We start from the raw sequence: 12,873 nt of genomic DNA on the forward strand, positions 1-12,873 counted from the left end.
GGTTGTTAGGATGCGCATCGCGCAGGTTGCTCCGTTGACGGAGGCTGTTCCGCCCAGGCTGTATGGCGGCACCGAACGCGTCGTCTATTGGCTGACCGAGGAACTGGTCGCCCTGGGCCACGAGGTCACGTTATTCGCCAGCGGCGATTCCCGAACCTCCGGAAAGCTGGACGCGACATGGCCGAAGGCGTTGAGGCTGGACGGGTCGGTGCGGGATCCGAACGCACTTCACATGCTGATGCTCGAGCGCGTACGGCAAAAATGTGACGATGAAGAATTCGACTTTCTTCACTTCCATCTCGACTATTATCCGTTCTCGCTGTTCGCGCGGCAGCCGACGCCGTTCGTGACCACGCTTCATGGCCGGCTGGATCTTCCCGAGCATCAGCCGGTGTTCGCGACATTCTCGAAGATTCCGCTTGTTTCGATTTCAAATGCGCAGCGGCGGCCGGTGCCGAAAGCAAACTTCATCAACACCATCTATCATGGCCTGCCGGAGAAGTTGCTGACGCCCCAGGCCGTGAAGCCGAGCTATCTCGCCGTGCTCGGCCGTATCGCGCCGGAGAAGGGCGTGGACCGGGCGATCAGGATCGCGATACGCTGCGGCATCCCGCTCAAGATTGCGGCGAAGGTCGATCGCGCGGACCAGGAATATTACGATGCGATCATCAAGCCGATGATGGATCATCCGTTGGTCGAGTTTATCGGCGAAATCGGCGACCACGAGAAAGCCGATTTCCTGAGCGGAGCGATCGGGCTGCTGCTGCCGATCGACTGGCCGGAGCCGTTCGGCCTCGTCATGATCGAGGCCATGGCCTGCGGCACGCCCGTGATCGCCTACAACCGTGGATCGGTTCCTGAAATCATCGACGACGGCAAGACCGGCTTCATCGTCGAGGATGAAATCAGCGCGGTCGCCGATGTCGGGCGGCTAAGGGAACTGGATCGCCAGGCCATTCGCACGCATTTCGAGACGCGCTTTACGGCTCGCCGAATGGCGCTCGACTATGTCAACACCTATCAGGGCGTGATCGACGCGGTGAAGCCGCGGATGAAACTGGTCAGCAGCGCGGAGTAACGTTGCCGGAGCCGGGCGCTCGATCGTTAAACCCCGTCGATGGCGTGCGTCATCGACGGGGTGAATTCGCGCGTCAGGACACGGTGTTTGATTGACCGCTCGACTTCGGGTCGTCGCCGACGGCGTGCAGCACGAATGGTCTGGCAACACGGCCAGGTTCGGCGACGGGAATGGGACGATCTGCGACTTGCGCGCTTTGGCCGGGGTGCGGTCTGGTTTTCGGTCGAGCGAAACAACGCGTAGTCGCGGCTGAATAGCCAGCGCGATGTTTGAAAGACGCCGTGGGTGATGAACAGTGCGGCGAGCACGTCGATCGAATAGTGGTAGTGGCCGAGCAGCACGACCGCCCCGAAGAACGCGGTCAGCGCGAGAAAGAATATCCGCCATTGCACGATGTGCCAGAACGCCAGCGCTGCCAGGAACGGCAGTCCGGTGTGACCGGAAAAGAAGAGATCGCTGCCGTAAAAAATGGAGTTGAAGAACGGCGCCGGCTGCTGCGGATCGATCGGCGACGGCGCCATGTGGGTGAGCGCGACGAAGACGGCGCGGACCACCAGGAACAGCGCCGTGGCCTTCAGCGCGAACGGCAACCGGTTCGGCCGCCAGGGCAGCAGCCCCGCCGTGATGACGAAGGCCGTGAACGTACCGTAGATGAAAAGAAAGCGGACGTTGTAGGGCCCGACGCGGCTCAGCACAAAATCGGTGACGTGGTTGCTGGCGTGGACCGTGGCATAGGTGACGGCGGCGAAGATCGCGATGCTGCTGGCAGATAGGAAGGCGACGCCTTCGCATAGCGAGCGGGCATACGCGCGCGTACCAAACAGCGTGCGGTAAAGCCGCATCGTGTCCTGCATTGTCCCTGCGCCTCCGTTCGCGGTCGTCGGCGACGATAGGTGCGGCGGTCTTCGTCGCTCGGGCTGCTGGATATCCTGTACTTCAGCGTAACCGTAATGCGAGGTGAAGTATCTACATGTGAAATATGCCACACCTCGCCGATTTTTGCCATTGCCCGCTGGCTCATAACCGCACGATCGCGCCCATCAGGCAGGTTGTCAGTGAGCTCGATACGATCGATTTGGCGCGATAGCGCCACCAGCATCAGCGGCATGGGGACGTCCGCTTTCAACAGGTGATCTTGCCCGTCGCAAAATGCTGTCCCTTCGCGCACGTCAAATGCAAGCTGCCGCCGGATACGTTCGACAATTCCTCTTCGCCAAGTTCCATCTCGACGTCAATGAGTGAACGTTTGGCGCGTTCGTTGTTCGGCTTCGTTGGACCAAGGTCGCGGATTTGATTGTTCATGTCACTCTCCTGGAATCGTGTGGGAAGGGCCGTTCCCTCATTTCACGGTCGCAGAAGTAGAAGGTGCGGCTCGTTGTCGCTGTGAGGAGCCTCACACAGCGAATGCCAACGAAAAGCGGCGTGCGCGTCCTAGGGCCTTTTCCGTTCCGATGGAATCGGAACGGGGCCCTAGGTTCTTGATTTGACGCGTTTTCTTGACGCGAACCGGTGTCCACTTCGCTGGAAAACGCTCTAGCTCATTACCCCCACGATCGCGCCCATCAGGCAGGTGGCCAGCGTGCCCGACACGATTGACTTCAGCCCGAGCGCGTTGATTTCCTCGCGGCGGTCGGGCGCCATGGTGCCGAGGCCGCCGATCATGATGCCGAGGCTGGCGAAGTTGGCAAAGCCACACATCGCATAGAGCATGATCAGCCGCGACCGCGGATCGAGCGCATCAGGACCGAGCTTCGATAGATCGACATAGGCGATCAACTCGTTGAGCACGGTCTTGGTGCCCATCAGGCTTCCCGCCGTGATCGCCTGCGGCCACGGCAGGCCCAACAGCCAGCACACCGGCGCCATCAGATAGCCCAGCAGTCGCTGCAGCGAAATCTTCGCGCCACCGATCTCGGGCAACAAGCCCAGTATCGCGTTGGCGAGGTAGACCAGGGCTACCAGCACCAGCAGCATCGCGATGATGTTGAGCAGCAACTCCAGTCCGGAAGTGGTGCCCCTGACGATCGCGTCCATCGTGCTCTTCACCTCCATGTCGGTATTACCAGCAGTCAGCGTTCCGCCGGTGCGTTTGTCAGATGTCTCCGGCACCATGATCAGGCTGATCAGGATCGCCGCGGGTGCGCCGAGCACCGAGGCAATGACGAAATGCGCCGCCGCATCCGGGATCAATGGCGCCAGAAACGTGGCGTAGAGCACCAGTACGGTGCCGGCGATTCCCGCCATGCCGCCGGTCATTACCATGAACAATTCGCTGCGGGTGAGTTGCGACAGGTATGGGCGGATGAACAGGGGCGCCTCGACCATGCCGAGGAAGATGTTGGCGGCGGCGGAAAGACCGACCGCGCCGCCGACGCCGAGCGTGCGTTCCAAAAGCCACGCCATGCCGCGTACGATCGGCGGCAGCACCCGCCAGTAGAACAACAGCGTCGTCAGCACGCTCATGACGAGGATGATCGGCAGCGCCTGAAACGCCAGGATGAAATCGGCGCCCGGCGCCTTGAGGTCGAAAGGAAGCGTGCCGCCGCCGAGATAGCCGAACACGAAGGAGGTGCCGGCGCGGGACGCCGCCGCGATAGTATTGACCGCGTCATTGATGGCGCCGAACGCCTTTGCGACCAGCGGCAGCTTGAGCAGCACCAGCGCGGTGAGCACGGTGATCGCAAGCCCGACCGCCATCTGCCGCCATGACACCGCGCGGCGGTTCTCGCCGAGCGCCCACGCGATTCCCAGCAACGCCAGCACGCCGAAAGCCGATTGCAGTTGCAGCATGATCTTGAAGTCCCCCGGTCGATTATGGCAGCGGGGGACTTGCAAGCGCAATGCCGGGCAGTCCTCCGCCGCCGGTCATTGACAGCCCGCGGGCATTGACAGGGGGATCAGGGTCGTTCACGGCGTAATCAACAACAATGCAAGCGGACCCGGGCAACGGCTCACGCTTCGAAAAGCAGGATACCGGCCTCACCATGTCTTCCCTGATGCCTGTCGGCGCCGGCGATCTGCTCAGGCATCCCTCCTTCCTGTCGTTTCTGCTGTCGCGCAGCCTGTCGCGCTTCGCCAGCCAGATCGGGGCCGTCGCCATCGGCTGGCAGGTTTACGATATGACCGGCAGCGCGTTCGATCTCGGCATGATCGGACTGGTTCAGTTCCTGCCGACCGCGTTGTTTCTGTTCGTGGCCGGCCACGCCGCCGACCGCTACGAACGCAAACGGGTGGTGCAACTCTGCCAGATCGCCGAGGGGCTGACCGCGCTGTTTTTGGCCTGGGGCGCCTATGCGGGCTTTCTGACGGTCACGCAGATCTTCATCGCGTCCTTCGTGCTCGGTATCGCCGGGGCCTTCGAAAGCCCGGCATTGGCCGCGCTGCTGCCGCTGATCGCGCCGAAAGGCTCGCTGCAGCGCGCCACCGCGGTTTCGAGCGGCGCTGGGCAAATCGCCACCATCGCCGGTCCCGCGCTGGGTGGGCTGGCCTATGCCCTCGCGCCAAGCGCGGCCTACGGGGTCATGGCCGCATTTTTGCTGTTCGGGGCCGCAATCATGGGCGCGATCCGGCTGATACAGCCGGCCGTGGTGCGGGATGCCGCGACATCGGATGATATCTTTGCCGGCGTCAAATTCGTCCGCAACAACCCGGCCATTCTCGGCACGATCTCGCTCGATCTGTTCGCGGTGCTGCTCGGCGGCGCCACGGCGCTGCTGCCAATCTATGCGCGAGACATCCTTCAGACCGGCCCGCTCGGCCTCGGCATCCTGCGCGCCGCGCCCGCGATCGGCGCGCTGCTGATGACCGCGTTCCTCGCGCACCACACCATCAACCACCGCGTCGGAATACGGATGTTTCAGGCCGTGATCGTGTTCGGCGTGGCGACGGTGGTGTTTGCGCTGTCGCACTGGATGTGGCTGTCGGTGCTGGCGCTGGTGGTGCTCGGCGCCGCCGACGTCGTCAGCGTGGTGATCCGCTTCTCACTGGTGCAGCTCGCAACGCCCGACGACATGCGCGGCCGGGTCGGCGCTGTCAATTTCCTGTTCATCAACGCTTCAAACCAGCTCGGCCAGTTCGAAAGCGGCGTCACCGCGGCCTTGTTCGGCGCGATGCCGGCCGCCGTGCTCGGCGGCGTCGGCACGATTGCGATCGCGCTATTGTGGATGAAGCTGTTTCCGACGCTGCGGGATGTGGAGAAGCTGGAGTAGGGGGCGACACGTCGTCCCGGCGAAGGCCGGGACCCATACGCCGTGCTCTCCCGATGTGAACGCCAACGGTAGACGTCCAGTAACCCAATCAACGCTGCGGGGTATGGGTCCCGGCCTGCGCCGGGACGACGCAATCGGGTTGAATTACCCCCGCCCCACGAACGGCATCTTCGTCGCCATGACCGTCATGAACAGCACGTTGGCATCGAGCGGCAGGCCGGCCATGTAGGCCACCGCGTCGCCGACCGCTTTCGCGTCCATGCGCGGCTCGTGTTTCATCGTGCCGTCGGGCTGCATCACGCCGGGGCCGGCGACCATGCGGTCGGTCATCGGGGTTGCGGCATTGCCGATGTCGACCTGGCCGACCGCGATGTCGTACATGCGGCCGTCGAGGTTGGTGGCCTTGGTAAGACCGGTGATGGCGTGCTTGGTCGAGGTATAGGCCGACGAGAACGGCCGCGGCGCGTGCGCGGAGATCGAGCCGTTGTTGATGATGCGGCCGCCGCGGGGCGTCTGGTCCTTCATGATGCGGAAGGCATGCTGGGTGCACAGGAACGGGCCGGTGAGGTTGGTGTTCACCACCGCCTGCCACTGCTCGAGGCTGAGGTCTTCGAAGTTCACCGGCGGCGCGCCCATGCCGGCGTTGTTGAAGAGCACGTCGAGCCGGCCGTAGGTTTCCTTGACCTTGTCGAACAGCGCGGCGATCGAGGCCGGGCTCGTCATATCGGCGGAAACGCACAGGCTCTTGCCGACATTGTCGCCGAGCTTCTTGGTCTCTTCCAGCATCTCCATGCGACGCCCGGCGAGCACCACGGTGAAGCCGGCATTCATTAGCGCTAGCGACGCCGCGCGTCCGACGCCGGTGCCCGCGCCGGTGACGACTGCGATCTTGTTTGTTGGTTCGGCCATTGTTTCCTCGCCTTTACTTCTTTGTTTCTGTTTCTGACTTATAGGGTGGTCTTGGAATATTCTGGTGCGCCGCGCGCAGCGCCGCCGACCAGCGCGAACGCAGGTCGTGGAAATAGGGCTCGCCGGCCTCGATGCGGTGATTGAGATCGGCCTCGCAGGCATCCGCGCGCACCACCAGCACGTCGATCGGCAGGCCGACGCCGAGATTGGAGCGCATCGTCGAATCCATCGAGATCAGGCTGGTCTTCAGCGCCTCGTACAGTTCGACGTCGTAATGCATGGCGCGGTCGAGCACCGGCTTGCCGTATTTGTGCTCGCCGATCTGCAGGTACGGCGTATCCGTGGTGCATTCGATGAAATTGCCGGCGGTGTAGACCATGAACAGCCGCATCCGCGAGCCCTTGATCTGGCCGCCGAACAGGAACGAGACGTCGAAACTGACGTCTTCAGACCGCAGGGCGTCGCCCTCGGTGGCGTGGACGCTGCGGATGGCGCGGCCGATGCGCTGGGCGGCCTGGAACATGGTCGGCGCGTTCATCAGGGTTTCGACCTCGCCGGTGTGCGGGTCCTCGATGCCCTCGGTCAGGGTAGACAGCACCGACTGGCTGATCGCCAGATTGCCGGCGCTGGCGATCGCCATGATCCGCTCGCCCGGCTTTGAGAAAATGTGCAGCTTGCGAAAGGTCGAGACGTTGTCGAGGCCGGCATTGGTGCGGGTATCCGCGATCATGACTAGACCGTCCCGTACCAGCACTCCGCAACAATAGGTCATTCCACGTCCCCGAAACCGTCCGAATTACCGGCGGGGCACTAGTAGCCAATTTTTCGGGGGCATCCAACCCCAATTCCCCAGGCCGTGGCATGCGCTGGATGGGTAAAAAGACGCATTGAAAGGGTGGCTGCGCGGAATGAGGGCTCGATCGGCGCTTGATCGGTGCTGCGAACCGAACCCTACGACACGCCTCCGTCGTTCTATTTACCGCCGACAAGGAGGTTTTTGTAGATTTTGCCGTCTTTCATGATGACGACGAAATTCTTTGCCGGGTCTTCGATCAGCTTGATGTTATCGACGGGGTTGCCATCCACCAGCAGCAGGTCGGCCAGCGCGCCTTCTTCCACGACGCCGAGCTTGCCGGGATAGGGATTGCGCTTGCCGGACATGGCAAGCAGTTCGGCGTTCGTCGACGTCGCCATGACCAGCGCTTCGGCAGGCGTGTACCAACGGGTAAGCGAAGCCAGAATTGCCCCTTGTTGTTGCGCCAGTTCGCGGGAGAACAGCACATCGGTGCCCCACGCGGTCTTGATCTTGTATTTCTTCGCCATCTCATAGGCGCGGGCTATCCCGGGCCAGACCTCTTCCGCTTTGGCTCGCTGGACCGAACCCTCAGGAAGGCCCAGCCTCATTCCCTCCGGCAGTGGCTGCATGCTCAGCCAAACACCCTTGTCCGCGATCAGTTTTGCGGTTGCGTCGTCCATCAGGAAACCGTGCTCGATACACCTCGCGCCGGCCGCAATAGCGCTCCGGATCGCAGCCGGCGTAAAGGCGTGCGCGGCGACGTAGGTCCCCCAATTTTCGGCCGCCTCGACCGCGGCGCGCATTTCGGCCTCCGTGAAGGTGCTCACGTCGATCGGACTGAAGGGTGACGACACTCCGCCGCCCGCCGTCAACTTGACTTGTGAGGCGCCCTGCATGAGCTGTTCGCGTACGCGCACGCGCACCTCGTCAGGGCTATCAGCAACGATGGCGCCGCCGATCTGCTCCATGCGGGTAAGCATGCCGCCGATCGTCCGCGGCAAATCAGTCAGCTGCCGAAAATCCCCATGCCCGCTCGTGACAGTGATCATGGCGCCGGACGGATAGATACGCGGGCCCTTGACGATGCCTTCATCGATGGCGCGCTTGAGGCCGAACACCGGCCCGCCCACGTCGCGAATGGTGGTGAAGCCGCGCATCAACGTGTCTGTCGCTTCGTCGCCAGCTAACAGATTGTTGAAGCCGACGTCACCGAACGCCTCTACCGGGTTCGTGCGGATCAGCATCGCGTGCCAATGCGCATCGATCAGGCCCGGCATCAGGACGCGGCCGGCACCATTGATCGTTGCGGTTTGAGCGTCGACCGCGATCGACGCCGTCGAAATCTTCTCTATCGTGTTGTCTCCGATCAGGACGTTGGACGGCGCCGAAAGCGCGCCGCTCTTTCCGTCGAATATCCTGACGTTCTGGAATAATGTGGCCGCAGCTTGCTGGGCCTGCGCGGAGGGCGGGCCGGAGAAGCTCATTCCGATTGCAGCCCAAACTGCCAGCACGGAAATGCCGGGGAATATTCTCAAGCAAGACATTCTCATACCCGCGTGACCTGTTATTGATCTGGTTACCGGATCTGACTGTTCTCGTTGCGCCTGACGATCTTGAGAACCCAGAAGATCACGCCGGCAATCAGAGATAAAGCGCCAAGAAGTGATACCCCCGTTGATTCGAGGTTCATGCCTGCGACCAGCAACAAGCATCCCAGCACGATTAGAATCAGACCGCCGAGCTTTTTCGCGAGAAAAACGGACCCTTCGTCAGTACGTGCAACCATAGCGACCACTCCCTTATGCCGTTTTCGCCGACGGCCACCACGCATAAGCCAGCCACGCGATGCCGTGAGATATCAGGTCGACGCCGAGGACAAATCCGAGCACCCAGAGACCCGTCATCGGGAATCCCGTCAAAATGACGAGGCCGGCCAGAACGCCGAAGGCGCCGGACAACAGCATGATCCAGCCCGCATCTTTCCAGTGGCCGAAGCCCAGCAGAATTCGAACGATGCCGGATATCAGCAGCAGCAGTCCGAGGACGTAGGTGAGGATCAAGGCGCTGGCGACCGGCTGACTAACCAGCACCGCGCCGAAGGCGATGTACAGGATGCCCAGCAGCACCTGCCATATGAAGCCGCCCCATCCCTTGGTCCAGAACGCGTGGATCACTTCGAAGGCGCCCGCGATGATCGAGACCCAGCCGATGAACATCGTGCTGATAACGGTCACGAGAACGACGTCACCCAACACCAGGATTCCTGCGGCGATCATCACCAATCCAAGGAGGACGCAGATCCAAAATGGTGGCGCGGACAAACCATCGGCGCGCAAGCGTGAACTACCGTCGTAAGTGGTCATGTCGTCCTCCTCGGGTTCGGAGCCCGTTCGATCGAATGAGCGGCGCAGTGCCGGCCGCTCGCGGCTCGCGTCAGCATTCTGAAATTGGCTATATCCATCGCCAGCCACAAACGCGGCGCCCGCGGTGCCAATAACAGACCCAACGGCGCCGGCGGCGACGATGGATTGGGCGCCGTCGCGGCGGACGAGCTTCAGGACGCGGGGGCGGCCGGCGGGTGGTGGCCTGAACCCGTACCGTGAGATCATCCTCCTTGCTGCCGGAATCCTTGCTGCCAAGGTCTTTGCCAAGATCTTTCTGGGGCGCGAGGGGCATGGCCTCGACCACGGCCGGCAGCGAACTTGCGGCCAAACCCGCGGCTGCGGCCACACACAGAATGCCCCGTAACACGCTGCGACGCTCGATTGCATCCATTGGGTTCACTCCTTTGACCAACGCCTTGATATTTTTTTTCTCCGCGGAGAAACACACGTCTCGCAATTGGGGATCAGGTCGATTTCGAGCCTTCGATCGCGGGGTCGTCACTTGGGATTTCTCCCGGCAGGTAGTTCGGGAGCTTTCCGGCCGGGAAAACCGCGAGCAAGGCGAGGCCGGCCATGATGAGCAGGCCGATCTTCAGCGCGCGCAGCCGCGCCTCCGTGTTCACGCGCACCGCTTCCTGCACCTGCTGCGGCGTGGCGGTCGTGTTCTCCATCACGCTCCGCAGGCGCTCGTTGCTGACGAACGTGATGTTGTTGAGATCGACCTGGCTCTGCAGTTCCTTCGGCAGTACCGGATTTGCGGCGATGCTGCTGACGGCGATTGTGCTCAAGAGGCCGACAAGCAGCGCGCCGGCGACGGCTGTTCCGACTGCCGCGGCGAGATTCTGCGTGGTGCCGCGCGCCGATCCGACGTCGCCTGCCAGCGACTTGGGCGAGGCGGTGACCAGTACGTTGAACAGCAGCGTGACCAGCGAACCCTGGCCGATACCGAACAGGACGAGGCCGAACAGCACGGGAATCTCGCTCCAGTCGTTCCGCACCACGAACGCGAGCCACACCAGTGCAATCGTGCAAAGCCCAAAACCATAGCGGCCGATCTGGCGGGGCGTCAGTTTGTCGTAGACGTTGACGATCAGCATCGCCGTGAAGAACACCGTGAGATTGAACGGCATCATCGCGATCGCGGTCGCGAGAGGCGAGCGGCCCTGTACGATCTGAATGTACAACGGCACGGAAAAGTTAAGCGCCGCCTCCAGCGCGACCACGGCAAACAGCCCGTAGACCGCCGCGCGCTCCTGCGGCGAGTCGATCACCTCGAGGGCGAGCAGCGGCGTCTTCCCGGCCGCCTGGCGCCGATGCGTCCAGATCAGAAAGGCCTGGCCGAGTACGATACCCAGAACGATCATGACCGGCGCAGGCGAAAGGCCAAGCAGGTTGAACGGCGCATTGGGCGTTGCCAGCGCCAGGCCCCAGCCGTTCAGATTATTGAAGCCGAAACTGATGAGGATGATGGCTGTTGCCGCCAGAACGACGCCGGTGATGTCGATCTGGACGTCAGGCCGTCCGTGGTCGGGCCTGAGGCGGAAGCTCAAAACGAAAACAAAGGCGGAGGCGGCGATCAGGATTCCGAACGCCGGACGCCAGCCGATATATGTGCCGAGGACGCCGCCAATGATGAACGCCAGCAGGCCGGCAGCGGCACGCGCCGAACCAAGCGCGCCCACGGCGGTCGCCTGTTGGCGCCCGGAATAATTCTCGGCGATCAGCGCCACCAGCGACGGCACGATCACGGCGCCTGCCGCGCCGCAGAGCGCCTGGGCCGTGATCATCAGGGTCGCGGTGGGGCTGAATGTCATCAATATCTGCGCGGCACAGAACAGGACGACAGCGGCGCGGAAGACCTGAGCGGCGCCGAACCGCTGGGCGAGTTTCGCGCCCAGCATCACGAAGCCGGCCACCAGCATCGAATAGGCCACGATGCCGGTCGCGACGGTCGTCGGCGGGACGCCGAAGCTCTGCACCATGCCCCCCATCGCGACCGGCAGTGAAGCGACGTTGAAGGACATGATCATCTGGCCGAACGCAATGGCGATCATCGGCACCCACGACGCCTGCGCATCTTCGCGGATGTCGCCGATTGAAATCGAGTGCGTTGCCATGGCGTTCTCCGGCTTGCTCGGTTCCGGATCGGTCGGGTCTTACGGCCCGTCCCAATCCCTGTGGCATTGCTTCATTCTTCCGGTTGCGACACGAACAGATCCATTCCCAGCCTCTGCGACAGGAATTTTGCGGCGAGCTGTCCCTTGACGCTGTTGCCTGCGGCGTCGAGCGGGGGTGCGAAGGTTCCGAAGCCGCCTTTACCCGGGGAAACGGCGACGATGCCGCCACCGATTCCGCTCTTTCCGGGCAGGCCGATGTCGTAAAGCCAATCGCCCGAAGTCTCGTACAGTCCGGCGGTGATCATCACCGCCAGCGCGTAATGACAGACAGCCGGATCGACCACGCGTTTTTTGGTGACGGGGTTGACGCCGCCGTCAGCCAGCGTTGCGCCCATGACCGCGAGGTCCCGGGCGCTGACATTCAGCGAGCACTGCCTGGTATAGAGGTCGGTCGCTTCCTTTGCGTCGCAGTAGATCCGATCAAAACTCTGCAGCAGGCGGGCAATGCTGCGGTTGCGGAAGTTGGTATCCGACGCCGAGGCGTAGACCTCGTCATTCAGCGGCAGCTTTCGGCCCGCGAAACGCGACAGTCCGTCATGGATGAATTGCCATTTTTCATCCGCGGTCGTGCCAGGCGCAAGGCTCGTCGTTGCAATGGCGCCCGCATTGACCATCGGATTGGTCCGGCCGCCGCCGTGCTCGATGGCGGCGAGGGAGTTGAAAGCAAGGCCAGTGGCGTTTGCTCCGAGCTTGGCGCGCGCTTCTTCCGGCCCGATCGTCTCGCATACCAGCGCGAACACGAACGGCTTCGACACGCTCATGATCGAGAATTCGTAGTCGGTATCCCCGGCGGCATAGACGCGTCCGCTGGTGCCGACGACGCAGACACCGAACAGATCGCTGGGGATTCTGGCCAGCGCCGGATAGACTTGCGAGTTTTGGCCGTCGGTGTTCGACTTAAAGCGCCGCTGCGCTTCGGACACGAGTTCCTGTACCATCTCGGGTTCAGGCAGATGCCCTGTCGAAATGTATGGCCGCTCGGCTTGTGCCGTGATCGATGGCGAGTCCATGGGACTCCTCCTCAATCCTGTTTGTACGATCCTGCTCGTGGGCGCCGGGGCATCGGCATCGTTCGTTGCTCATAACGTTTGTTGATCATCGAGCAACCGATCACGTGGGATCTTGTCAGCTCTTTTTATTCGGCCCGACAAACAAGCGCTCGTAAGTGCACGGAGTCAAGCATACAACCTGACGCACTGGTTTGCGCAACGTGTGCTTCGTCATGAAAAGTTGTGGCAAATCCGTGCAGCGCGATGGCACGAACTGCATATGCCGGGAGCCGCCAATTAAGTCGCGCTGCGCCCGTGCCGCAGCGAATCCA

The 12,873-nt window shown here is 62.5% G+C and carries 12 protein-coding genes; 2 read left to right on the forward strand and 10 right to left on the reverse strand.

Features of this window, described 5'->3' with window-relative positions:
- Window positions 1-10: 10 nt before the first annotated feature.
- Window positions 11-1,078: a glycosyltransferase family 4 protein gene (locus JQ575_RS23225; RefSeq protein WP_212035475.1), complete on the forward strand. Its 1,068-nt coding sequence runs from the start codon at window positions 11-13 to the stop codon at window positions 1,076-1,078.
- Window positions 1,079-1,104: 26 nt separating this feature from the next.
- Here the strand turns inward: JQ575_RS23225 and JQ575_RS23230 are convergent, their stop codons facing one another.
- The 3 genes from JQ575_RS23230 to JQ575_RS23240 form a co-directional block, all read right to left on the reverse strand.
- Window positions 1,105-1,932, reverse strand: coding sequence for a phosphatase PAP2-related protein (locus JQ575_RS23230; RefSeq protein WP_212035476.1), 828 nt, complete (start codon window positions 1,930-1,932; stop codon window positions 1,105-1,107).
- Between the two features lie 268 nt (window positions 1,933-2,200).
- The gene (locus tag JQ575_RS23235; protein ID WP_212035477.1) at window positions 2,201-2,380 is read right to left on the reverse strand and encodes a hypothetical protein; all 180 of its coding nucleotides are present in this window, start codon (window positions 2,378-2,380) and stop codon (window positions 2,201-2,203) included.
- A 231-nt stretch (window positions 2,381-2,611) separates the two neighbouring features.
- Window positions 2,612-3,868 (reverse strand): NupC/NupG family nucleoside CNT transporter, encoded by a 1,257-nt coding sequence (locus JQ575_RS23240; RefSeq protein ID WP_212035478.1) that lies wholly within the window; start codon window positions 3,866-3,868, stop codon window positions 2,612-2,614.
- A 194-nt stretch (window positions 3,869-4,062) separates the two neighbouring features.
- Between JQ575_RS23240 and JQ575_RS23245 the strand changes: the two genes are divergently transcribed.
- On the forward strand, window positions 4,063-5,286 hold the full coding sequence (locus JQ575_RS23245; RefSeq protein ID WP_212035565.1) for an MFS transporter: 1,224 nt from the start codon (window positions 4,063-4,065) through the stop codon (window positions 5,284-5,286).
- Window positions 5,287-5,430: 144 nt separating this feature from the next.
- Here JQ575_RS23245 and JQ575_RS23250 read toward each other — a convergent pair whose 3' ends face one another.
- From JQ575_RS23250 to glsA, 7 genes are all read right to left on the reverse strand, one after another.
- On the reverse strand, window positions 5,431-6,195 hold the full coding sequence (locus JQ575_RS23250; RefSeq protein WP_212035479.1) for an SDR family oxidoreductase: 765 nt from the start codon (window positions 6,193-6,195) through the stop codon (window positions 5,431-5,433).
- 13 nt (window positions 6,196-6,208) lie between these two features.
- Window positions 6,209-6,967, reverse strand: a complete 759-nt coding sequence (locus JQ575_RS23255; RefSeq protein WP_212035480.1) for a proteasome-type protease — start codon at window positions 6,965-6,967, stop codon at window positions 6,209-6,211.
- A gap of 200 nt (window positions 6,968-7,167) precedes the next feature.
- Window positions 7,168-8,475, reverse strand: a complete 1,308-nt coding sequence (locus tag JQ575_RS23260) for an amidohydrolase family protein (RefSeq protein ID WP_249166846.1) — start codon at window positions 8,473-8,475, stop codon at window positions 7,168-7,170.
- A gap of 92 nt (window positions 8,476-8,567) precedes the next feature.
- Window positions 8,568-8,777, reverse strand: coding sequence for a hypothetical protein (locus JQ575_RS23265; protein ID WP_212035481.1), 210 nt, complete (start codon window positions 8,775-8,777; stop codon window positions 8,568-8,570).
- Window positions 8,778-8,790: 13 nt separating this feature from the next.
- Window positions 8,791-9,354: an HdeD family acid-resistance protein gene (locus JQ575_RS23270; protein WP_212035482.1), complete on the reverse strand. Its 564-nt coding sequence runs from the start codon at window positions 9,352-9,354 to the stop codon at window positions 8,791-8,793.
- A 485-nt stretch (window positions 9,355-9,839) separates the two neighbouring features.
- The gene (locus JQ575_RS23275; RefSeq protein WP_249166839.1) at window positions 9,840-11,492 is read right to left on the reverse strand and encodes an MFS transporter; all 1,653 of its coding nucleotides are present in this window, start codon (window positions 11,490-11,492) and stop codon (window positions 9,840-9,842) included.
- A 71-nt stretch (window positions 11,493-11,563) separates the two neighbouring features.
- On the reverse strand, window positions 11,564-12,562 hold the full coding sequence (gene glsA, locus JQ575_RS23280) for a glutaminase A (protein WP_212035483.1): 999 nt from the start codon (window positions 12,560-12,562) through the stop codon (window positions 11,564-11,566).
- Window positions 12,563-12,873: the final 311 nt, after the last annotated feature.

The sequence above is a fragment of the Bradyrhizobium sp. JYMT SZCCT0428 genome (assembly GCF_018131075.1).
In the GTDB taxonomy this organism is placed as follows: Bacteria; Pseudomonadota; Alphaproteobacteria; order Rhizobiales; family Xanthobacteraceae; genus Bradyrhizobium.

Coding starts and splice junctions, on each gene's coding strand:
- JQ575_RS23225 (WP_212035475.1), top strand. CDS start 11: ATGCGCATCGCGCAGGTTGCTCCGTTGACGGAGGCTGTTCCGCCCAGG.
- JQ575_RS23230 (WP_212035476.1), bottom strand. CDS start 1,932: ATGCAGGACACGATGCGGCTTTACCGCACGCTGTTTGGTACGCGCGCG.
- JQ575_RS23235 (WP_212035477.1), bottom strand. CDS start 2,380: ATGAACAATCAAATCCGCGACCTTGGTCCAACGAAGCCGAACAACGAA.
- JQ575_RS23240 (WP_212035478.1), bottom strand. CDS start 3,868: ATGCTGCAACTGCAATCGGCTTTCGGCGTGCTGGCGTTGCTGGGAATC.
- JQ575_RS23245 (WP_212035565.1), top strand. CDS start 4,063: ATGTCTTCCCTGATGCCTGTCGGCGCCGGCGATCTGCTCAGGCATCCC.
- JQ575_RS23250 (WP_212035479.1), bottom strand. CDS start 6,195: ATGGCCGAACCAACAAACAAGATCGCAGTCGTCACCGGCGCGGGCACC.
- JQ575_RS23255 (WP_212035480.1), bottom strand. CDS start 6,967: ATGACCTATTGTTGCGGAGTGCTGGTACGGGACGGTCTAGTCATGATC.
- JQ575_RS23260 (WP_249166846.1), bottom strand. CDS start 8,475: ATGAGCTTCTCCGGCCCGCCCTCCGCGCAGGCCCAGCAAGCTGCGGCC.
- JQ575_RS23265 (WP_212035481.1), bottom strand. CDS start 8,777: ATGGTTGCACGTACTGACGAAGGGTCCGTTTTTCTCGCGAAAAAGCTC.
- JQ575_RS23270 (WP_212035482.1), bottom strand. CDS start 9,354: ATGACCACTTACGACGGTAGTTCACGCTTGCGCGCCGATGGTTTGTCC.
- JQ575_RS23275 (WP_249166839.1), bottom strand. CDS start 11,492: ATGGCAACGCACTCGATTTCAATCGGCGACATCCGCGAAGATGCGCAG.
- glsA (WP_212035483.1), bottom strand. CDS start 12,562: ATGGACTCGCCATCGATCACGGCACAAGCCGAGCGGCCATACATTTCG.